General features: G+C 62.5%; 17 protein-coding genes and 1 pseudogene. 6 read left to right on the plus strand and 12 right to left on the minus strand.

Annotated elements, in window-relative coordinates; genetic code table 11:
• The first annotated feature begins 149 nt into the window (after positions 1-149).
• On the plus strand, positions 150-1,325 hold the full coding sequence (locus ACCD05_RS12245) for a M24 family metallopeptidase (RefSeq protein ID WP_413392916.1): 1,176 nt from the start codon (positions 150-152) through the stop codon (positions 1,323-1,325).
• Between the two features lie 67 nt (positions 1,326-1,392).
• On the opposite strand, the gene ACCD05_RS12250 is transcribed toward ACCD05_RS12245, so the two are convergent.
• From ACCD05_RS12250 to pxpB, 8 genes are read right to left on the minus strand one after another with little or no spacing between them, the layout of a single operon-like run.
• Positions 1,393-1,806 carry a VOC family protein gene (locus tag ACCD05_RS12250; RefSeq protein WP_413392918.1) on the minus strand — a complete coding sequence of 138 codons (414 nt, stop codon included), beginning with the start codon at positions 1,804-1,806 and terminating at the stop codon, positions 1,393-1,395.
• A 34-nt stretch (positions 1,807-1,840) separates the two neighbouring features.
• Positions 1,841-3,031 (minus strand): M24 family metallopeptidase, encoded by a 1,191-nt coding sequence (locus ACCD05_RS12255; protein ID WP_413392920.1) that lies wholly within the window; start codon positions 3,029-3,031, stop codon positions 1,841-1,843.
• A gap of 4 nt (positions 3,032-3,035) precedes the next feature.
• The gene (locus ACCD05_RS12260; RefSeq protein WP_413392922.1) at positions 3,036-3,674 is read right to left on the minus strand and encodes a GntR family transcriptional regulator; all 639 of its coding nucleotides are present in this window, start codon (positions 3,672-3,674) and stop codon (positions 3,036-3,038) included.
• Complete coding sequence (locus ACCD05_RS12265; protein ID WP_413392924.1) at positions 3,671-4,924, minus strand: hydantoinase/carbamoylase family amidase; 1,254 nt, start codon at positions 4,922-4,924, stop codon at positions 3,671-3,673. Before ACCD05_RS12265 ends, ACCD05_RS12260 begins: the two co-directional genes overlap by 4 nt.
• Positions 4,921-5,868 (minus strand): hydroxyacid dehydrogenase, encoded by a 948-nt coding sequence (locus ACCD05_RS12270; protein WP_413392926.1) that lies wholly within the window; start codon positions 5,866-5,868, stop codon positions 4,921-4,923. The genes ACCD05_RS12265 and ACCD05_RS12270 overlap by 4 nt, the downstream gene beginning before the upstream one ends.
• The gene (locus ACCD05_RS12275; protein WP_413392928.1) at positions 5,865-6,509 is read right to left on the minus strand and encodes a GntR family transcriptional regulator; all 645 of its coding nucleotides are present in this window, start codon (positions 6,507-6,509) and stop codon (positions 5,865-5,867) included. The genes ACCD05_RS12270 and ACCD05_RS12275 overlap by 4 nt, the downstream gene beginning before the upstream one ends.
• On the minus strand, positions 6,506-7,477 hold the full coding sequence (locus ACCD05_RS12280; RefSeq protein WP_413392930.1) for a biotin-dependent carboxyltransferase family protein: 972 nt from the start codon (positions 7,475-7,477) through the stop codon (positions 6,506-6,508). The genes ACCD05_RS12275 and ACCD05_RS12280 overlap by 4 nt, the downstream gene beginning before the upstream one ends.
• Positions 7,474-8,217 (minus strand): 5-oxoprolinase subunit PxpB, encoded by a 744-nt coding sequence (gene pxpB / locus ACCD05_RS12285; protein WP_111564533.1) that lies wholly within the window; start codon positions 8,215-8,217, stop codon positions 7,474-7,476. The genes ACCD05_RS12280 and pxpB overlap by 4 nt, the downstream gene beginning before the upstream one ends.
• A gap of 248 nt (positions 8,218-8,465) precedes the next feature.
• Here pxpB and ACCD05_RS12290 point away from each other — a divergent pair, with 248 nt between their 5' ends.
• Positions 8,466-9,239 carry a LamB/YcsF family protein gene (locus ACCD05_RS12290; protein ID WP_413392933.1) on the plus strand — a complete coding sequence of 258 codons (774 nt, stop codon included), beginning with the start codon at positions 8,466-8,468 and terminating at the stop codon, positions 9,237-9,239.
• 7 nt (positions 9,240-9,246) lie between these two features.
• Entirely contained in the window at positions 9,247-10,107 is an 861-nt protein-coding gene (locus ACCD05_RS12295; protein WP_111564595.1) for a D-amino-acid transaminase, read from the plus strand.
• 34 nt (positions 10,108-10,141) lie between these two features.
• Here ACCD05_RS12295 and ACCD05_RS12300 read toward each other — a convergent pair.
• A pseudogene (locus tag ACCD05_RS12300) lies at positions 10,142-10,747 on the minus strand (alkylhydroperoxidase domain protein).
• Positions 10,748-10,812: 65 nt separating this feature from the next.
• Positions 10,813-12,177, minus strand: coding sequence for an FAD/NAD(P)-binding protein (locus ACCD05_RS12305; RefSeq protein ID WP_413392935.1), 1,365 nt, complete (start codon positions 12,175-12,177; stop codon positions 10,813-10,815).
• A 253-nt stretch (positions 12,178-12,430) separates the two neighbouring features.
• Between ACCD05_RS12305 and ACCD05_RS12310 the strand changes: the two genes are divergently transcribed.
• Both ACCD05_RS12310 and ACCD05_RS12315 read left to right on the plus strand, forming a co-directional pair.
• On the plus strand, positions 12,431-12,664 hold the full coding sequence (locus ACCD05_RS12310; protein ID WP_413392936.1) for a hypothetical protein: 234 nt from the start codon (positions 12,431-12,433) through the stop codon (positions 12,662-12,664).
• Between the two features lie 52 nt (positions 12,665-12,716).
• Positions 12,717-14,714 carry an ABC transporter ATP-binding protein/permease gene (locus ACCD05_RS12315; protein WP_413392938.1) on the plus strand — a complete coding sequence of 666 codons (1,998 nt, stop codon included), beginning with the start codon at positions 12,717-12,719 and terminating at the stop codon, positions 14,712-14,714.
• Between the two features lie 15 nt (positions 14,715-14,729).
• On the opposite strand, the gene ACCD05_RS12320 is transcribed toward ACCD05_RS12315, so the two are convergent.
• Both ACCD05_RS12320 and ACCD05_RS12325 read right to left on the minus strand, forming a co-directional pair.
• Positions 14,730-16,682 (minus strand): adenylate/guanylate cyclase domain-containing protein, encoded by a 1,953-nt coding sequence (locus ACCD05_RS12320; RefSeq protein WP_413392940.1) that lies wholly within the window; start codon positions 16,680-16,682, stop codon positions 14,730-14,732.
• 114 nt (positions 16,683-16,796) lie between these two features.
• Positions 16,797-17,822: a LacI family DNA-binding transcriptional regulator gene (locus ACCD05_RS12325; protein ID WP_413392942.1), complete on the minus strand. Its 1,026-nt coding sequence runs from the start codon at positions 17,820-17,822 to the stop codon at positions 16,797-16,799.
• 145 nt (positions 17,823-17,967) lie between these two features.
• Here ACCD05_RS12325 and ACCD05_RS12330 point away from each other — a divergent pair, with 145 nt between their 5' ends.
• Positions 17,968-20,280 carry a family 78 glycoside hydrolase catalytic domain gene (locus tag ACCD05_RS12330; protein ID WP_413393076.1) on the plus strand — a complete coding sequence of 771 codons (2,313 nt, stop codon included), beginning with the start codon at positions 17,968-17,970 and terminating at the stop codon, positions 20,278-20,280.
• Positions 20,281-20,355 lie beyond the last annotated feature (75 nt).

Raw genomic sequence — 20,355 nt, forward strand, 5'->3', positions numbered from 1 at the left:
AATTTAAGCAGAGTATGATTATATCATGAGCACATTTCGTCGGCTGATGCTTTAATTAGCAGAACCGCGCATCGCTCGATTGACGTTCGGATACTCGTGGTGTACCGAAAATCAAGGCCTTACCGCGAGAGTGCATACGGAGTGACATGATGGATCGCTATTTTCCGCTGGACGAATACGAGGCGCGCTGGGATCGCGTTCAAAACGAGATGAAACGGCGTGGGTTTGCCACGACGGTCGTCTTCGGACGCGGCGGCGGAACGACCGACAATTGCGGCGACATTCTCTACCTCTCCAACCACTATGCCATCAGCAGCGGCATGGACTCGTTGATCTGGACCGCAAGATCCTTCGCGGGCGTCATCTTACAGGAAGGACTTGCGCCGCAGCTGCATATCGACGAGCCGGAAGTTCGTCGCGATCTGGTATCGATCGATGATGTGCTCAGCAGCAATCATCCATTCGAAAGCGTCGCCCGCTCGCTCGTCGAACGCGGCGTGAAGGGCCCCGTCGCGCTTGTTGGCACCAACCTGATCCCGGTGAAATACTACCGCGAGCTGGAAGCCATTGCGCCCGATATCGAATGGCTCCCGGCCGACGATCTTGTCAGATCCGTTCGGCGGATCAAGAGCAAGCGCGAACTCGACTGTTATCGCGTCGCGGGCGAGACCGCGACGGCGGGAATGACGATCCTGATGGAAAGCCTGATCAGCGGCATGTCGGAGCGTGAAGCGGCCGGCGAGGCCGCTCGCGAGGTCGTCCGCCGCGGTGGCCGCATCCAGATGATCGGCACCAACCATGGCGACACGCTAGGCTTCGATCAGCGCTTCCCGCTCACGGGCTACAGCGCCGACGTGCCTGCTGTCGGCGACATCGTCACCGGCACGCTCCATGGCCCGCTGTTTCAGGGATATTACCTTGACCCGGGCCGTACGGCTGTGCGTGGCAAGGCCAACAGCGAACAGCTGCGCCTGATCGAAGCCGCGGGCAACATCGTGCACCGCTTGTCGGATATGCTGAGACCCGGCACGAAGCTGCTTGACGTCGCGGCCGAAGGTGATCGCATGACGGCGGCATTCGGCGGCTCGATCTCGCCGATCATGAAGAACTTCCCCTTCTATGGCCACGGCATCGGTCTCGGCTTCGAGTTGCCGCGCATCTCGACGACCATGTCGATGCCTGAAGATGTCGTGGAAGAGAACATGGCATTCGGCGTCGAGGCGTTTCTATCGCTCGACGGCGTTGGTGCTGCCTTCTTCGAAGACATCATCATCATCGGCAGGGATGGCAACGAGCTCCTGACGAAGTCGCCGAGCGTCTTCTAGACTGAGCGACAACCGCGACCTGCATAAAAAAAGGACCGGGCGAGATGATCGCCCGGTCCTTTTCTTTTTAGTGCGCGAAGACGCTGTCGAAGTCCTTGAAGCCCTTGACTTCGATCGGGTTGCCGCTCGGGTCGAAGAAGAACATCGTCCGCTGCTCGCCCGGCTCACCCTCGAAACGGACGACTGGCGGAATATCGAAGGCGACGTTGCCCTTTTGCAGGCGTTCGGCGAGCGCGAACCAATCATCGAGCGGCAGCACGACGCCGAGATGCGGCATCATCACCATGTGATCGCCGACCTTGCCGGTGCGCGTGACCTCGAACGGCTTGCCGAGGTGCAGCGAGATCTGGTGGCCGAAGAAGTCGAAATCGACCCAGGTATCGGTCGAACGGCCTTCGGCGCAACCGAGGACGTCGCCGTAGAAGCGTCTCGACGCGTCGAGATCGGTGACGTGGTAGGCGAGATGGAAGAGTGAGCGCACGGTGGTCTCCTTTGTGATGGCGATATGATCTTGATCAGCGAATGGTGAGGGTTCTGGGCAGGCTCGATAGCGGCTCGGCGCCGTGTTCGGTAACGATCACCGTCTCCGACGCACCGACCGTCCAATGGCCGTAGCTGCGAAGCGTGGCAGGCAGGTGGAACACCATGCCGGGCTCGATTACGCGCGAGACGCCGGTAAACAGGCTGAGGATCCCCCCCTCGCCCCAGTCGGGCGCGAAGGCGACGCCCATCGAGTAGCCGATACGCTTGCGAAACGCGACGGTGTAGCCGGCCTCGTCGATGACGCTCTGTGCGGCCTCATGCGGCGCCGAACACGGCGCGCCCGGGCGGATCGCCGATAGCGCGGCATCAAGGGCGCGCAGCGAGCAATCCATCATCCGCTGTGCGTCATCCGGCGGGCCGCCGATCCAGACGCTGCGCATGAGCGCGGAATGATAACGGGCATGGCTGCCCGCGAGTTCGAGGAAAACGGGATCGCCCGCTTCCAACAGGCGCCGGCGCCAGGTCATGTGCGGCAGGCCGCTGCGTGGTCCCGACGAGACGAGCGGCTCCATTGCCATGGCCTCGGAACCGGCCTGCGTTGCGGCCCGCAGCATGGCCGCGGCGATGTCGTTTTCGTTGGCGCCACCACGGCAGGCGTCGATGGCCGCGATCATGCCCGCTTCGGCATAACGCGCGGCAGCACGGATCGCGGCGAGTTCATCGGCTGATTTGACCATGCGCAACGGCGGCAGGATGTCCGAGCCATCCGCAAGACGCTGCTGTCCAAGCTCCCTGGCGATCTCATCCGCGAGCCTGGGCGGCAGGAACCAGCCACCGAGCTCGATCGCCGGCCGCGTGATCTCGCGGTCTCGAAGCAGTGCCACCAGCGCCGAGACAGGGCTCTCGCCATCCTGGTAGACGACGATGTCGGAAAGCCAGGTATTGGCCACCGTTCCGTAGAGTTCCAGCTGCCGCACCAGCAGCGTGAGCTCGCCCGATGCCGTGAGGATCAGCGCCTGAAACGCGAAGTATCCGGCGGTTTGGCGCCCTGTCAGCCAATAGATCGTCTCAGGCCCGGTGACGACAAGCGCCTCGTGGCCGCTGGCCACCAGCGCCGACACTGCCCGCGCCTGACGCCTGGCGAATTCGTCTCGCGAGAACGAAGCCTCGCTTCCGCGAAGATCGTCCAGGCCGTCATTGGGTATCTTGGATTGCATTTTCATTGCCTCAGCTCCGCGCCAGCCAGCCCAGGAAGCGGGCGCGCACGCTGTCGAAGTGGGCCTCCATCGCTAGTCTTGCAGCGACGCCGTCTCCGGCTTCGATCGCATCGATGACCGCGATGTGCTCGAGCGCCTGCTGGTCGAAGCGGTCGTGTGTGCGGGTGATCGTGCAGCGGCGGGCGATGCCGCGCATCTCGGTCAGCATGGTCGCGAGCAGAGGAAGCTCGGCGGCATGGGCGACGGCATTGTGAAATGCATCGTCGTCGAGCCAGAAGTGATCGAAAGCGATGTCGCCGCCATTGGCGTAGGCACGCATGCGTTCGCGCGACTGGATGAGATCGGGCGTGAGCGGTCGCGTGGCCGCTGTCTCGGCTGCTGCTCCTTCGAGCAAGCGTCTGAGCTGGACGATCTCCAGCAGCTGCTCCACGGTCACCTGGCGCACCATGAGCGCGCCGTTCGGCAGCCTTGAGATCACGTCCTCTTTTTCCAGCCGGGAAATCGCCGCGCGCAGTGGCGTGCGGGAAATACCGGAGTCCTGCGCGAGCGAACGCTCCGTCAGCATATCGCCGGAGGAAAACTGCCCTTCCAGGATACGCTGCTTCAGATCGCGATAGACCTGTTGTGTCAGGTTTTCCTTTTCACTCATCGTGAACCGCCCGTCTCGCCGGCAATCGCGGCGTACAAGGTTTCGACTGCCGCGGCCAAATCCGCGTTGTCCATGGCTTCATCGGGATTGTGGCTGCCGTTCCAGTTGCGCAGGAACACCATGACGGAGTCCCAGCCCGCCTGCGCGAAGGCTGCCGCATCATGGCCGCCCCCCGACAGCATCCGGCGCGGGGAGTGGCCGAGCCGTTTCGCCGCATCGGCAAGCATGTTGCCGAGATCAGTCGACAGCCGGGTCGGCTGGCTGCGCGACTGTTGCCCGAAGTCGAAGCGCACGCCACGCGAGGCCGCGATCGATGCCGCCTCGGCCCGCAGCAGCGCATCGGCGCGTTCGAGAACCGCGACATCGTCACTGCGCAGATCAACGCAGAAATCGACGCGGCCCGGCACCTTGGCGAAGGCGTGTTCGGAGCTCGCCGCATCGACCCGACCGAAGGTGACGGCGAGATCGTCGCCACCATCGAGGATCTCACCCCAGTGCTTGTCCATTGCGACAATCAGATCGGCCAGCGCGAAGACCGCGTCCGAGCGAGCGGCGCGCGGCGCTCCGCCTGAATGCGCCCATGTTCCGTCGATGCGCGCCTCGCGATATCGCAATCCGCCGCGTACGCCATCGACGATGCCGAACGCTTCCTTCGCGTCGTCGAGCACCGGCCCCTGCTCGATATGCAGCTCGATGAAGCGCGCCGGCAAAAGGCCCGGGCCATTCAAAATCGCATTAGGATCTCCGCCTTCAGCGCGGATATGGTCGCCGAGGGTCCGGCCGTTATCGGCTCGCTTCGCCTGCAGTTCAGGCGCGGTCAGGCGTCCCAGCGCTGCCCGCGAGCCGGCGTAGGAGACAGGAAACCACACGCTTTCCTCCGCGCGCGTCACGGTAACGACAAGATCGACCGGCGGCGCCTGCCCGCTGTCCACGAAGGCAGCCGCAAGCGCAACGGCGCCGGCGACGCCGGCCGCGCCGTCATAAGCGCCGCCCATGGAAACCGTATCGACGTGCGAGCCGATGTAGATCGGCGGGGCGTCGCGATCACGTCCCGACAGGCGCGCGAAGAGATTGAGCGCGGCGTCCCGGGTCACGGTCATGCCCAGGCGCTCTACTTCCTGGGCGACCACTTCATGCGCGCGGCTTTCGAGTGGGCTGTAGGATGGGCGGGTGAAGCCCGGGCCGGGATCGGAGATGGTGTTGATGCGATCGAGCAGTCTATCGATCGTGTCCCTGATGATTTTGCTCACGCGACTACCTCCGGCAGAAATTCAATGGTCGTGGCCGGCTTCTCGCCGGAAAGCGCCAGGAGCACATTGCGGGCGGCGCCGACCGCGACCCGCTGCAACGCCTCGGGCGTCGTGCCGCCGAGATGCGGGGTGAAGATGACGCGCTCGGTGGCGCCCAGTGGACCGCTCGGTGCTTCTGGCGAATAGACGTCCAGCGCGGCAGCGGCGACAATCCCGCTCGCGAGCGCCTCGGCAAGTGCCGGTTCGTCGATCAAGCCGGCACGCGCCGTGTTGACGAGAATGGCGCCCGGCTTCATGGCCGCGAAAGCACTTGTGCCGATCATTCCGCGTGTTTCCTCACGCATGGGGGTGTGGAGCGAGACGACATCGGCCTGTGCGAGGCCCTCGGCAAGCGTGGTTACCCGCTGGAACGAACCGGTATCCGAGCTTCTCGGCGAAAAGACGAGAACCCGCATGCCGAGCGCCGCGTGAAGCATCCGCCCCAATCCGGCGCCCGTCGCGCCCCAGCCGACGACGAGCGCGGTCTTGCCGGACAATTCATGAAACGTATGGGCCTCGCGAAAGCCGCGCTCGCCGGAACGAACAGCGCGATCGGCGGCCGGCACCAGCCGGGCCGCGGCGAGCATAAGCCCCAATCCGAGTTCCGAAACCGATTGCGCGTTGGCGCCGGGTGTATTGCAGACCAGCACGCCCTTCTCATGCGCCGCGCGCTTGTCGACCGCATCGTGGCCGGCGCCGTGGACGACGATAACCTTCAGACGATCGCTCGCGAGAATGGGCGCGGCCGGCAGGCCCGCATCGCGGGTGATGGCGGCGTCGCACCCGACGATCAGTCTCGATACGGTTTCCTCGTCCAGCGATGGGCACGGGATCGGTTCGACGCCGGCTTGCCGCAAGAGGTCAAGGCCATCCTTGTGAATGGGCTGAACGATCAGGCACTTCATCGCGCTGCTTTCCGCTCATTGTGTTCAAGCCGCCCAACGATTGCATCGCGGGCATTGAGAACATGCTGGCTCATCAGCTTTCCAGCCTGCTCGCCATCCTTGGCGCGCAGCGCCGCGATGATTTCGAGGTGCTCCTCGCAGCCCTTCAGATAGCGTGCGGGAACGAGGCTGTGGTCGAACATGCAGGTCCGGCGCCTGAGATCGCTGATGGTGCGCACCATCATCTCGTTGGATGTGGAGCGGGCCAGCGTCAGATGGAAATCGTCGTCGACCCGGCGCTGCTCGTCCTCCTCACCAGGCCCTTCCGTCATCAGGGCGGCCACGCGCCGTTCGAGATTGTCGAGGATAGCGGGCGCGACCGCCGTCGCATGGCGGGCGCAATAGCCTTCGATGACACTTCTGAGAAAGAAGATCTCGTTCACCTCGCCCGGGGTCAGCGTGCGAACCTTGAGAAAGCGCCCGTCCTGAACGGCAAGTCCTTCGGCCTCGATACGCTTGATCGCTTCGCGAACCGGCGTGCGCGACATGGCAAGTTCCTCGCCGAGCTTCGCCTCCTGCAAGACGTCTCCAGGCTTCAGCCCGCCGGCGAGGATCATCTCAATGATTTTCGCATAGGCCTGCTTGGCAAGCGGTTGGCTCATGTTTGTCGGTCCTCCACCTTTGCCGCGTCCCCTGGTTTTTCCTCGAGAGAAGCAAGGATATTCGCGAGCGCGTTATAGCGCGCGATCAGCAAATCTTCCGCCTCTTCCTGGGATATGGATTTGAAGCGAATGGTGCTGCCCGTCGCCGTCTGCGCCAATCTTGGCATGTCGACCGAGGCAACGGTCGCGATCTTCGGGTAGCCGCCCGTGGTCTGGCGCTCCGCCATCAGCACGATCGGCCGCCCGGACGACGGCACCTGGATCGAGCCCGCCACCGTCCCATCAGAGACGATATCGTGACCGGCGAAGGCACGGATGGCGGGACCATCGAGAACCTGCGCCATCCGGTCCCGGCTTGGGGTGACACTAAAGGGTTCCCGCAGGAAATTCTTCCAGGCGGCCGCGTCGAAATGATCCGCCTGCGGCCCCGGAACGACGCGCACCGGACCGTTCGATCGCGAGAAGGGCTTGCGCAATGCGAGGAGCGAAGACTTCTTGGTCTCGCCAAGCGGCAGCGCATCGCCGATCGCAAGACGCCGTCCCTCCATACCGCCGAGACCGGAGCGAAGATGCGTCGAGCGCGCCTCCAAAACCTTCGGCGTGTCGATGCCACCCGAGATGGCGAGATAACCCCAGACGGCCCGCCGCAGGGCGCCGATCTTCAGCACCTCGCCCGGCATGAGCCAGTGGCTTTCCCAACCATGCCTGACCTGACCGTCGACGGTGATATCGACGGCGCCGCCGGTTACCGCGAAACGTACCGGTTTTTCGGCCACGAACGCCCCGCCGACATGCGCGAACTCCAGCGCCGCGTCACTATCCGCGTTGCCGACCAACCGGTTGGCGATCAGCATCGACGTCCGGTCCATCGCACCGGCGCCGGAGACGCCGAGGTGCATGAGCCCGGTGCGTCCGAGATCCTGGACCGTCAGCATGGGGCCGGCTTGCTTGATATGGAGCATGGTCATGGTGCCTCCCACTCCTCCACCGCCTCGCCTCGGCTGATGGCGGCATCGAGGCTTTCGGCCTCGTCGGCGCCGACAGGACGAAAGCGCACGCGATCGCCCGCGCGCAAAAGGAATGGCTGAGGTCGCGAGGGATCGAACAGCTTGAGCGGCGTGCGGCCGATGAAGCGCCAACCGCTTGGTCCGGGAACGGAATTGATGCTGGCCTGCTTGCCTCCAATGCCGATCGCGCTCGCGTCGATCCGCTGGCGCGGAACGGCCAGGCGCGGTGTATGCAATTGCCGAGGCAGGCCGCCGAGATAGGAAAAGCCCGGCGCGAAGCCGATCATATAGACGCGATAATCGGCGGACGCATGCAACGCGATCAGCTCCTCGCGCGACATCTGCTTCATATCCGCGAGTTCATCGAGATCGATCCCGACCTCCTCGCCATAAAGAACGGGTACGGTGATCCGGCGCGCGGTTGCGCCGCCCACCGACAGCTGGCCAAGCAATGTTTGGAGCGAAGAGGAAAGCGTCTTCCCGCGTATGATGACGGGATCATAAGCGACAAGGAGCGAACGGTAGGTTGGAACGGTTTCGATGACGCCTGTTATCGGCCGCGTCGCCAGCATGTCCGCCAAGGCAATGACACGCTCATTCGTATATTCATCGATCTGGTCGGAGAATTCGACCACCAGCGCACTGTCGCCGCACGCGATAATGCGCGGATAGTTGGGATGGACCGACTGCATCATGGCCATGGGCGCGACTTTACCTGCAAGAGGGGCGCGGACGCGGTAACATGCCGCTCCAGATGCCTAGGTGCCGAGCGCAAACGGAAAGCGAGAGATATTTCCACCATCACCATCAAACACGTCTCGACAAGCGAGATCCTCAATCGACAATGCCCTTGTCATTTCAGTACACCAACTGTATGTCAAGCACTATCACACGCTCAGCGGCGATTGACGAATGGCCGGCGGCGCCCTCGCGAACAAGGAGTTCAGCCATGGTATCAGTAGATTTGAACTGCGACATGGGCGAGAGCTTCGGCGCCTACAAGATCGGCGACGACGCGGCCATGATGAAGATCATTACCACGGCGAACGTGGCCTGCGGTTTCCATGCCGGCGATCCTATTGTCATGCGCGACACGATCCTGAACGCCAAGAAGCATGGCGTCGCCGTCGGCGCCCATCCATCCTTCATGGACCTCTACGGTTTCGGCCGACGCAGAATTTCGGGCGAGCGGCCTGAGGATATAGAGGCGCAGATCATCTATCAGATCGCCGCGATCCAGGGGATGGCGTCGGCGCTCGGCTGGCCGATCACCCATGTGAAGACACATGGCTCGCTTGGCAACATGGCGGCCGAGGATGCGGAACTGGCGGCGGTTTGCGTGCGCGCCATCCGCGCCGTCGATCCGAACCTCGTCTTCATCACCCTCCCCTATTCGCGGACCATGCGGGCCGCCGAGGCCGCCGGCCTCAGCGTCGCCTGCGAGGTCTATGCCGATCGCAGTTATCTCGAAAATGGCATGCTGGCGCCACGGCAAATGGAGGGCGCGGTCATTCATGATGTCGACCAAAGCGTCGACCAGGTGCTCTCGATGGTCTGCAACAACAAGATTCCGACGGTCGGTGGCGCAAGCCTCGACGTCACCGCGGCCACCGTCTGCATTCACGGCGATACGCCGGGTGCGGCGGTAACGGCGCGCGCCCTGCGTGACAAACTTATCGCCGCTGGCGTGGATATCGCGCCCTTTTCCAAGCCTGAAATCTGAACGAGGACTGATCTTGACCCGTACCGTATATCTGAATGGCAGCTGGCTCGCCGAAGCTGACGCGAAAGTCTCCATTTTCGACCGCGGCTTCCTGTTCGCCGACGCGATCTACGAAGTCACCGGCGTGATCGGCGGCAAGCTGCTGGAGTATGCCGGTCACGCGGCACGCCTGCAGCGCTCCACGGCCGAACTGGGCATCGCCTGCCCGCTGACGGAAGAGGAACTACTTGAAGTTCATCGCGAGATCGTCCGCAGGAACGATCTTCGGGAGGGGCTTATCTATCTGCAGATTTCCCGCGGCGCCGCCGACCGAGACTTCGCCTTCCCTGAGAACGCAACCCCGACGCTGGTTCTGTTCACCCAGGCCAAGTCCGTGCTCGACAACCCGAAGGTCAAGACGGGGATTTCCGTTGCGCTCGTTCCCGACCAGCGCTGGGCTCGGCGCGACATCAAGACGGTCCAGCTGCTCTATCCCTCGATGGCGAAGATGCAGGCCGCATCCGTCGGCGCCGATGACGCCTGGCTGGTCGAGGACGGCTTCGTAACCGAAGCAAGCGCGGCAACGGCACACATTATCAGCAAGGATGGGACGCTGATCACGCGGGGCCTGTCAAACGCGATCCTGCATGGCATCACGCGCCTGAGCGTTCTCGACATCGCTCGCAACGCCGGCCTTCCCGTCGAGGAACGCGCGTTCACGCCAGAGGAAGCGAAGGATGCCGCCGAAGCCTTCATCACCTCGGCGACCAACTTCGTTCTACCCGTGACCTCGATCGACGGACAGGCGGTCGGCGACGGAAAGCCTGGACCCCAGACGCTGAAGCTCCGCCAGCTCTATATCGAAGACAAGCTGGCAAACGCCATCTGACCCATCGTTGTCGCCCGTTTAAGGGCGACAACCGCTATTTCGCCGGTGTCGGCTCGCCGAGCGAGAGCATGAGGCGGTTCGCCCAGTTGAAGAAGGCGGCGCCGTGAATGACGTCGGCGATTTCGAGATCGTCGAGACCCTCGTCATGCAGCTGGTCGACCTGCTCCGCGCCGAATGCTGGCGGTGTCGCGGTCAAAGCCACCGAGGCCGCGACCACGGCCTTCCAACGGGGGCTGGCGAGATCGGCGCCGGTGCCTTCGTCAAGCAGCCTCTGAACCTCTTCAGTGCGCTTCGAATGATGCGACGCAAAGCGCGAATGTACCGAGGCGCAGAAGATGCACCCGTTGCTGCGCGAAGCGGCCGTGGCGGAAAGCTCACGCTCGGCACGCGGCAAACCTGCCTCGGTATTGTAGAAAATGTCCTTGTCGGTCTTGGTGCGGGCTTCGAGGATCCCCGGATCGCGCGCAAGGAGCATGAAGTACGGAGACTTCGACCGAGAGGCGTCAACGAGGCCGGCCCAGTGCCGTTCGGTGAGCTCCCCCTACGAAAGCGGCTCGAGCCAGGGCGTCCAGCCGATTTCTTCCTGGGTAAAGCTATTCGGGCGATTTTCAATCCGCGGATGAATGACGATATCGGTCATGACGAGCTCCTTATTCCGCGGCCGCGCGTGGAGCTCCGACGCGCTCCACACAAGCCATTGGAATTTTACCCCGCGATGCTATCGCTGATCCGCCGCGCGACAGCGCGCGCCTGTGCCCGGATATCGGGAACAGCCGTGACCTCCCAGAACTGACCGGCCGTCAGCGCGCCTACCGCATGCATCTGTACTGAACCGGGATTACCGCCCAAAACCCTGGAAGCCTCGTCCACTCCAATACCGAGCTGAAGCCGGTCGGCTTTGATCAAATCCTGCCGCATCATCTCCCGCAGCAAGGGTGAATGAGCGATGCCGGCGCGTTCCACGCCCGTACAGTTAACCAGCCAGTCGCAGGCAATCTCGCTTGCATCATGCGTTCCTCGCCCGCGGTAGTGGAGTATCAGCTGATTTCCTGCCTGCTCGACGCTTTGAAGATATCCGGCATGAACCGACACCTGACCGCTCGCCATCATGCCGCGAAACCTGTCGTAAACATCCGGCGCCACGCGATGGCGATGAATGTTCCACCATGCAAGACCGTGACGCAGGAATCTGGAGCGCTCCGACGGCGGCAGCCGCTGCCACAATGCCTGCGTCTTCGGACGCAAGGTGTCCATGACGCTGCGCCAGTCTTCGGAGCGGCGGCTCTCGCGGCGCAATTCGCGCAGAAGCGCGCTCATGCTGCTCGGCAGGCTGGCCGGATCAAAATCCGCCGGTGGTTTTGGTTCTCTTGCGTGCCCGTGCGGCAAAAGGCCCCTTCGCGACAACACGTCGATCTTGCCGCGGAACCCTTGGGCAAACAAGGCAAGGACCTGATCAATCATCGTGAGTCCCGAGCCGAGGATGCAGACACTGTCATGTGCCTCAACCCGACGAAGCCAAGAGAGGCGCCAGGGATTTTCGACAGTCCTGTCGCGCGCCTGCGCGGAAAGTCCGGAGAGCTTAACGGGCATCGGCGCGTTGCCGACGCCGAGACATAGCACCACGTTTCGTCCGACGATCTCGTCGCCATTGTCGAGCAGGAAGCCAAGCGTGGCGCTATAGCGCTCCACGCAGCCGGTGGCCTTTGCGCGGATGAAATCGACCTTGCAGCGTGATCGCTTATCCCGCAGCAGGGCTGCGAGCGTATCTCGAACGTAGAGCCCATAATCTTGGCGCGAGGCGAAATCGCCATCACGCAGCGGACGCTTGCGCTCGGCAAGCCACGTCACGAACGCATCCGGCCTGTCGGGAAAGAGGCTCATCCTGCCGGCCGGCACATTCAATCTGTGCAGATAGAGCTCCGAGCGATAAGCGGTTCCGCGTCCAAAGCCCGGATCATCGCCAACAACGGCAACCTTGGCCGAAGCGGGAAGATGCTCGATCAGATTGCAGACAGTGGCGATTGCCGAAAAGCCCGCCCCTACCACCACCACGTCATAGCTCATGCGCATCTCCCTCGCGGCCCGCATAAAGACGTGGTTTCTCCGGCGGGAGTTTCAAGACCGCTACAGCGAGCGGTTAACGCCACGCCAGTCGGCGACCGCTTCGGACTGTCGTTCCCAACCCAAACGCTGGCCGGGAACAACCGGTCAGAAAATTCGTTGTGTCAGCATCTCGGAATAAACCCCATCCGAGACTCTCCCGTGGCGAAGCGCGTGCAGCGTCGGGTGCTTCGCCATCGGGATCCGTGGAAAGGAGACTAAGATGATGAACCGCGCCAAGCAGACAGCCGACGAGTATCGCCACCTTGGAGGACGGCGGTTGGCGGCCTTTGACGACAACAAGGCCTCAACGCGAGCCTGGGACAAGGATACGCCGGAAGCCGAGCGTTTTTGGCAGACGAGGATTGCGACCCTCCCGGATAAGGAGCGCGCTGAGGTCCAGTCGTTCTTGCCATCAATCGTTGACGAGACCGACGAGCCACGCGGCGCACACTAACATCCTGTCAGCGGTTTTGAAACTTTCTGATTTTCAGAACGTTTGGCTGGTCATGAGGGACGATGATATTGATCCGACCAACGCTGGCGGCACCCAACCGGGTGAAAGAGAAGATCCGGCCCAGGAGAACACGCCAACGCCTGACATCGCCCCTCCACCAGAGGTCCTAAAACCCGAGGAAGACGTGACGCCCGAGGAATTCGAGGCGGCACGAAGGGCTTATCTTCTCAAGCGGTTCTGGATCAGCGCGCGCGGTTACTGGACGCGGCGCGGTGACAAGCTGGCTTGGCCGCTATCCATCGGCCTGCTGGCGCTGATCGGACTGAACGTCTGCTTCCAATACGGCATAAACGTCTGGAACCGCGGCCTTTTCGATGCCATCGAAAAGCGCGATGCGCCCACGGTCTACTTCCTTGGCGCGCTCTTTCCGCCGCTAGTGCTGGGAAGCGTTGCCCTCGTCACCATTCAGGTCTACATGCGCATGAAGATGCAGCGGCGTTGGCGATCATGGCTGACGAAAGCGCTCATCGGGCGCTGGCTGGCAAGCGGTCGCTACTATCAGCTTAATCTCATCGGCGGTGACCACAAGAATCCGGAGGCGCGCATTTCCGAGGATATGCGCATCGCCACCGAATCCCCCGTCGACTTCGTCGCCGGCGTCATCGCGGCCTTCGTTTCGGCTTCGACCTTCATCGTGGTGCTCTGGATGATCGGTGGAGCATTGTCTTTGCCGATCCTTGGAACCGTGATCACCATTCCCGGCTTTCTGGTCGTCACGGCCGTTCTCTACGCCATCATCACATCGACCTCGATCGCCTTCATCGGCCGCCATTTCGTCAAGGTCTCGGAAGCCAAGAACCAGGTGGAGGCCGAATTTCGTTACACGCTGACGCGTGTGCGCGAAAATGGCGAGAGCATCGCCCTGCTCGGTGGCGAGGACGAAGAGCGCAACGACCTGGAAAAGACCTTCGGCAACGTTCTGCATCAATGGGCCCTGCTGGCGCGTCAGTACATGCGAACGACCCTGGTTTCGCACGGTTCAATGCTGATCGCGCCGGTCGTGCCTGTTCTGCTCTGCGCGCCCAAATTCCTCGACGGCAGCATGAGTTTGGGTCAGGTCATGCAGGCCGCATCCGCGTTCACCATTGTCCAAAGCGCGTTCGGATGGCTGGTCGACAACTATCCGCGGCTCGCCGACTGGAACGCATGCGCAAGGCGCGTCGCGTCCCTGATGATGTCGATCGACGGGCTGGAGCGGGCTGAACAGAGCAATGCGCTTGGACGTATCAAACGCGGCGAAACCGAAGGCGATGCGATCCTCAGTTTGAACGATCTCTCTGTCTCGCTGGGCGACGGCACGGCAGTGGTCAAGGAGACGGAGGTGGAGATCCAGCCAGGGGAGCGGGTGCTTGTGGCAGGCGAATCCGGATCTGGCAAGAGCACCTTGGTCCGGGCGATCGCCGGCCTCTGGCCATGGGGCGATGGCGCCGTCAATTTCCGCCCCGACAAACGCCTCTTCATGCTGCCGCAGCGACCTTACATCCCATCGGGGTCGCTCCGCAGGGCGGTGACTTATCCGGCGGGCGCCGACACATGGACGGTCGAGGAGATTGGCGGTGGCCTTGAGCAGGTCGGCCTCGGTCATCTGAAGGACAGGATCGAAGACGAGGCGCCTTGGGACCAGACATTATCAGGTGGCGAAAAGCAGCGGTTGGCGTTTGCAAGGCTGCTGTTGCACGATCCCGATATCATCGTTCTCGATGAGGCGACCTCGGCCCTCGACGAAAAGAGCCAGGATCGGCTGATGGAGATGCTGATCGGCGAATTGCCGAAGGCCACTATCTTGAGCGTCGGGCATCGCGTCGAACTGGAAGCGTTTCATAGCCGCAAGATCACATTGGAAAAGCGCGATGGCGGTGCGAGGCTTGTGAGCGACGTCGACCTTATCCCGAGGAAGATGAAAAAGCGCAACGTCCTGTCACGGCTTGTACGAAATCGGCGCCGGCGCCGTGATGGCGGAACGCCCGTGTCCGGCGGAGCTGAGCAATGAACCACCCAGAGCTCATCAGCCCGGGCCGGTCGAGCGCGCGCCGACAAGCTCCAACACATCCACCTTGCCCGCCCGCCCCTTGAGCCGCGCCAGGCCGAGCGGTCGAAAATCGAACCCACCGCCGACCGCATCCCTCACCGCCGCGCTGACCAGGATCGACGTGTTGAACTCCTTGTTCAGCCCTTCGAGCCGTGACGCCACGTTGATCGTATCACCCATTGCCGTGTACTGCTGTCGCGAAGCGGCACCGAAACTGCCGACAACGGCCGGCCCGGTGTGCAGTCCAAATCGCGTCAACAGCAGCGGACGTCCATCCCTCTCATTGGCATCGTTCAACGCATCCACGGCTGCCTTCATCGCAAGGGCGCACCGGCAGCCCTCTTCGACATGGGTTGCGGTCTCGACGGGCGCGTTCCACATGACGAAGATGGAATCGCCGAGATATTGGACAACCGTCCCGCCATGGCGCTCGGCAATGCTGTTCAGCAGTTCGAAATAGGTGGAGAGCGTTTCGACGACGTCTTCCGGCGAGTGCTGCTCGGAGATGGTGGTGAAGTCGCGGATGTCGGTGAACAGCGCGGTTATTTCCTGCCGCTTGGCGGTGACGATGGCCGGCCCGCCCGGCCCCACGATCCGCCGAACCACCTCACGTGGCACATAGAGCGCGAACTGGCCGATGGCCCGGCGGCTTGCCGCGAGAGCGGTCGCGAGCGTATTGATCTCGGTGATCAAGGAATGCGAGGTGGTCTTTTCGTGAACGTCGAGGTTGCCGATCTCCCGTGCCTCCTCCGCCAGCTGGTTAAGCGAGCGGCTGACCATGCGTGACAGAAGCACCGACGCGACGACACCCGCGATGACAAAGCCAGCAGCGATAATGAGATTGTGCATCAGCGATCGGTTTGCTTGCTCCACGAGGTCCGCCAATGGCACGACGATCGCCGCCTCGCTTCCCGCGAACAAACCGGACACGCTGATCGGCGCGACCTGGATCAGATAGCGCTCGTCATCGAGGTCCAGCCGCGCGAGCCCTCCGGCGCCGAGGGCCGAATCTCGCCGCAGGTTGGCCACGGTGGCCAGGCTGGTGTCGAAACCGCTTGCCGTCGCGCCGATGCCGCCGGCGCTTCGAGACCACAGATCCATCAGTCTATTCATGATGTCGGGGTCTGAATGAGCGACCAGCTGATCTTCATCGTCGATAATGTAGGCACGGGCGCGTGACGAAATTTGGCTGGCATCCAGGAGACGACTGATCGTCCTCAGGTGGATGTTGATACCGACCACGACGTTGCCGTCGTCGCGCATGGGTGCCGCGATCGTCAGCGTCGGCGTCTTGAGGGTTCCAGCGACATAGGGCCCGACCGAAACCGCCTTTCCATCCTGGACGACCGCCTGGTACCAAGCCCGCTGCCGCGGATCGAAGGATGCGTACTCGACCGATCTCTCCTCGATCACGCGGGCGTTGGCATCGAGAAAACGCAGCGTTGACACGGCGTCCGGCCGGTCCCTGCCGGCGATCGTCCGGATCGCGAAAGCCGTTCCATCGGGCGCCGACAGCGTCTGCCTGACGTCATCGCGGATGGCGGCGATCACCTGCAGGTACGAGCCATCAGGATATCCGGTGTAGACGCTTGTCGCATTGGGGACGTTGCGCAGAACCTCGAGAAAGAAGCCCTCTTTCGCGCTGATATCCGCCGGCGGCGCGGAGGCGAGCTGCCGCATGGTCGAGGCCAGCGCCACCGCTTCGGTGCCTTCCTGCAATGTGTTTCGGTATCCCTCGATGAGCCGCAGGCTCATCTCGCGCATCTGTTGCGCCCCCGCGGTGACTGCCGCGCTCGTTCCCTGGCTGAAGGCCATCCAGATGATTGGTACCGATGTGCAGAGAAGCGATCCAACGACCAGCACGCCAAGATGCAGCCTAAGCGGCCGGGACCAGTCCACAAGCCCCTTGGACGTGCCATGCCGCTTCATGCCGACCCCCTCATCCGCGCTCCCTTAACACCAGCTAAGCGTGTTTTAAGCCGGCGCACAAGATGGGCAAAGGACGGACGGTGCGGAGGTCAGGAAGTGTTTGCCGGCGTCATGTCACGAACTACCGCGATGTTCGACATGGGGCTCGACCAAGACATGTCTGGCTTCGCGTCTGCCATCGATCCGCTCAAGCAACATTTGCGTCGCCGTTCGTGCCAACTGGACGGGGTTCTGGTCGACGCTTGTCAGCCCGACCAGCGGCAGCGCCGAGACGGGCGAGTTGTCGTAGCCGATGATGGCCAGGTCCGAGGGCACGCCGATATCTCGCATCCGCGCGATGTTGATCAGCGGCACGGCATCGAGATCCGACCAGACGAACACGGCTCTCGGGCGATCGAGAGCGGATAGAAAATCGTTCAGGGCGGCGGTTCTGTCGGCATCAACAGGCGGAAGCCGCAGCACGCGCGCCTCCAAGCCGGCCGCCCTCATGGCGTCCAGATAACCGAGCTCTCTTTGCACGGCGACGATGGTGGCCGGTGAGCCCTCTATGTCGTAGCCGAGCATCGCGATATCGCGATAGCCTTTCGAAAGAGCAGCCTCGACAGCGAGGTAGGCGCCCTTCCGGTCGTCGGAATTGGCGGTGTCGTAGGTCTGAGCGTCCGGCTCGTGATGCGTGATGACCACGATCGGAATCTGCTTGGCGTAGCGCTCGAGAACCTTGCCGGAAATACGGGGAGCGATGATCAGAACGCCATCCATGCGGTTGTCGATCATCGACTCGATCATTGACGCCTCGATCGGCTGAGCAGATCGCCCGAGCCCGACCAGCGCCTTGAAGCCGCTGTCGGCGAGCGTGTTGCTGGCCGCCTCGATCAGGCCGGGCAGGAACGGGTTAGAGAGCTCGATCGCCAGCACGCCAATGGTGTTCGTCCGCCCCCGCATGGCGCGGGCGGCAACGGATGGGCGATAGTTGAGCTTCTCGATCGACGTCTCGACTTTCGTGCGCAGAAGCGCGCTGACGCCATATGCGTTGCGAAGGACTTTCGATACCGCGGCGACCGAGACGCCGGCGTCTTCCGCGACATGGCGGATGGTGACCCGCGCTCGCGCTCCGTCGTTATCCTTCTGAAAGGTCTGCATAATTTTCCGTTCATATCAATCTTGCCCGGAGTATAGGCATTTTTCTGTTGCACATCAAACAGGAATGTAGAATGATATACATATAACGATACACACTTTGTTTGATGGGTCCGCCTCAAGCGGATCGGGAGGGGACATGGATATTATGCAAGGGCGCGCGAGCGCTGCCGCTGGCTCGTCATTTCAATTCACCGCCGCGATGGTGGCGCCACTATGCGATGAAGGCCAAGGCACCGCCGGCACATTCGTGTCCCGCGACTTCCAGCTTGAGCAGGCCCCTCGCGACGCCGTGCTCACCATTTCAGCGCTCGGGCTCTACCGCGCCTTTATCAATGGCCGCCGCGTCGGCTCGGACCTGCTGACGCCGGGCTGGACCTGCTACGACGATCGCATCGCCTATCAGACCTATGACGTCGCCAGCCTGCTTCAGCCGGGCGAGAACAGGATCGAGATTTGGCTCGGCGACGGCTGGTATCGCGGCCAGCTCATGTGGGCGTCGAACCCGATCTTCAATTGCTGGGGCGATCGCACAGCCGCCATTGCCGAACTCAGCGTCGATGGCGCCTTGGCGCTGAAGACAGATTCCACCTGGAAAAGTGGACTGACCCCCGTCACCAGGAACGGCATCTATTACGGCGAGGACTACGACGCCCGCTTGAGGGCGGAAGACGCGTTCGGCGTTGAAGAACTCGCCTTCGACAAAACCTTGCTTGTGCCCCATGAGACGGCCGCCGTTGTCGAGCTCGCCCCGTTCGAGCCGATCGACAGCTGGACGGAAGAGGATGGCCGGCTGGTCCATGATTTCGGCCAGAACGCCGGGGCGTATATTCGCCTCGAGGCCCAAGGCGAGGCTGGCGCGAGCGTCCGCGTCGAGCATTCCGAAGTCCTCGGGCCAAACCGGTTCTTCGACAACCGCAACTACCGCAGCGCCAGGGCCGAACTGGTCTACACGTTGTCGGGAGATGGCGTCGAAACCTATGCGCCGCTGTTCACCTTCATGGGTTTCCGCTACGCCCGCGTGACCGTCACCGGCGATGCGAAGTTGCTCTCCATCAAAATGGTCCCGATCACCTCGGTGCCGGTCGCGACAGGCGGCATCACGACCGGCGTGCCCGCCGTCAACCGGCTTGTCGAGAACACGATTTGGTCTCAGCGATCGAACTTCATCGAGATACCGACCGATTGCCCGCAGCGCGACGAAAGGCTGGGGTGGACGGGCGACGCCCAGGTCTTTGCCGGCACCGCATGCTGGCTTGCCGACAGCCAGTCGTTTCTCCGGAAATTTCTTCGCGATGTGATGCACGATCAGAGAGAGAATGGGGCAGTGCCGCACTTCTCGCCGGATCCGACGCGTCTGCATCCGATCAGCAATCGCGGCGATTGGGCCGGATCGACCGGCTGGGGCGATGCGATCGTCATCATCCCATGGCAGCTTTATCTGCATTATGGCGACAAGGCAGTCCTGCGGGAGTGCTTTCCGGCGATGTTGCACTGGCTGGATTACCTCTGGGGTATTTCCAACGGCCCGATCATCCGCCCTCCGGCGGTTTGGGGTGAGCACGGCTTCACCTTTGGCGACTGGCTGCAGCCGGTCGGCGACAATCGAAAGCCGCGCCCGACCGTCGCCGACGATTGCGCCGCAACACTCTATCACTTCGTCGCAACGCAGCTGACGGCGAAGATCGCGCGGGTCCTCGGCGATACGAGCGAGGCACAGCGCCTCGACAGCAAGCTCGAGGACATCCGCGCGGCATTCAAGAACGAGTTCTTTTCCCCATCAGGGCGCATTGCCCATAACGACCAGACATCGTGGGCGATCGCCTTCCTCCATGGTCTCGTTCCGCTGGAATATGAAGAGGCAGGTCGCGGCTATTTCCGCCGCGTCGCGGAAGAGACCGATGGCGTGATCGGCACCGGGTTTATCGGCACCCCTGCGTTGCTGCCGGCCCTCACCCGGCTCGGCATGCTCGATCTCGCCGAAAAGATGTTCCTCAATCGCAAGGTTCCCGGCTGGCTCTACCAGGTGGAGCGCGGAGCAACATCGATCTGGGAGCGTTGGGATGCGCTTGCCGAAGACGGAACGATCTACGATCCCGATATGAACAGCTACAATCACTATGCATATGGCGCCGTTTGCCAATGGCTGTTCGAGGATGTGGCTGGCATCAGGCCGCTTGAAGACAAGCCCGGTTTCGAGGAAATCGAGTTCGATCCGGCTATCCTTCCGGCGCTATCGCCCGTTGCGGCCTGGCACGACACGCGCTTCGGCCGCATCGAGGCCGGATGGGATATCGACGGGGGGAAAGTCACGTGCCATCTTGAAATCCCAGATGGCATAACCGTGCATATACGCGGTAATCGTGCAAGGAAGAACCTGACGGTGAACGGCGCCAACGTAGTGGATGACGAGCGTGTCCAGATCGGACATGGGAGCCATTCGATCACCTTCGACATCTGATCAAGACGGCGCGGCGAGCCGCGCACGACGTGACTGATCTTAACGGTAAATCGCAAGTCCTTTGGAGGAGGAGAA

The organism is Rhizobium sp. Rhizsp42, from assembly GCF_047304155.1.
Taxonomy (GTDB): domain Bacteria; phylum Pseudomonadota; class Alphaproteobacteria; order Rhizobiales; family Rhizobiaceae; genus Rhizobium.

Coding starts and splice junctions, on each gene's coding strand:
- ACCD05_RS12245 (WP_413392916.1), top strand. CDS start 150: ATGGATCGCTATTTTCCGCTGGACGAATACGAGGCGCGCTGGGATCGC.
- ACCD05_RS12255 (WP_413392920.1), bottom strand. CDS start 3,031: ATGAAAATGCAATCCAAGATACCCAATGACGGCCTGGACGATCTTCGC.
- ACCD05_RS12260 (WP_413392922.1), bottom strand. CDS start 3,674: ATGAGTGAAAAGGAAAACCTGACACAACAGGTCTATCGCGATCTGAAG.
- ACCD05_RS12270 (WP_413392926.1), bottom strand. CDS start 5,868: ATGAAGTGCCTGATCGTTCAGCCCATTCACAAGGATGGCCTTGACCTC.
- ACCD05_RS12275 (WP_413392928.1), bottom strand. CDS start 6,509: ATGAGCCAACCGCTTGCCAAGCAGGCCTATGCGAAAATCATTGAGATG.
- ACCD05_RS12280 (WP_413392930.1), bottom strand. CDS start 7,477: ATGACCATGCTCCATATCAAGCAAGCCGGCCCCATGCTGACGGTCCAG.
- pxpB (WP_111564533.1), bottom strand. CDS start 8,217: ATGGCCATGATGCAGTCGGTCCATCCCAACTATCCGCGCATTATCGCG.
- ACCD05_RS12290 (WP_413392933.1), top strand. CDS start 8,466: ATGGTATCAGTAGATTTGAACTGCGACATGGGCGAGAGCTTCGGCGCC.
- ACCD05_RS12305 (WP_413392935.1), bottom strand. CDS start 12,177: ATGCGCATGAGCTATGACGTGGTGGTGGTAGGGGCGGGCTTTTCGGCA.
- ACCD05_RS12310 (WP_413392936.1), top strand. CDS start 12,431: ATGATGAACCGCGCCAAGCAGACAGCCGACGAGTATCGCCACCTTGGA.
- ACCD05_RS12315 (WP_413392938.1), top strand. CDS start 12,717: ATGAGGGACGATGATATTGATCCGACCAACGCTGGCGGCACCCAACCG.
- ACCD05_RS12320 (WP_413392940.1), bottom strand. CDS start 16,682: ATGAAGCGGCATGGCACGTCCAAGGGGCTTGTGGACTGGTCCCGGCCG.
- ACCD05_RS12325 (WP_413392942.1), bottom strand. CDS start 17,822: ATGCAGACCTTTCAGAAGGATAACGACGGAGCGCGAGCGCGGGTCACC.
- ACCD05_RS12330 (WP_413393076.1), top strand. CDS start 17,968: ATGCAAGGGCGCGCGAGCGCTGCCGCTGGCTCGTCATTTCAATTCACC.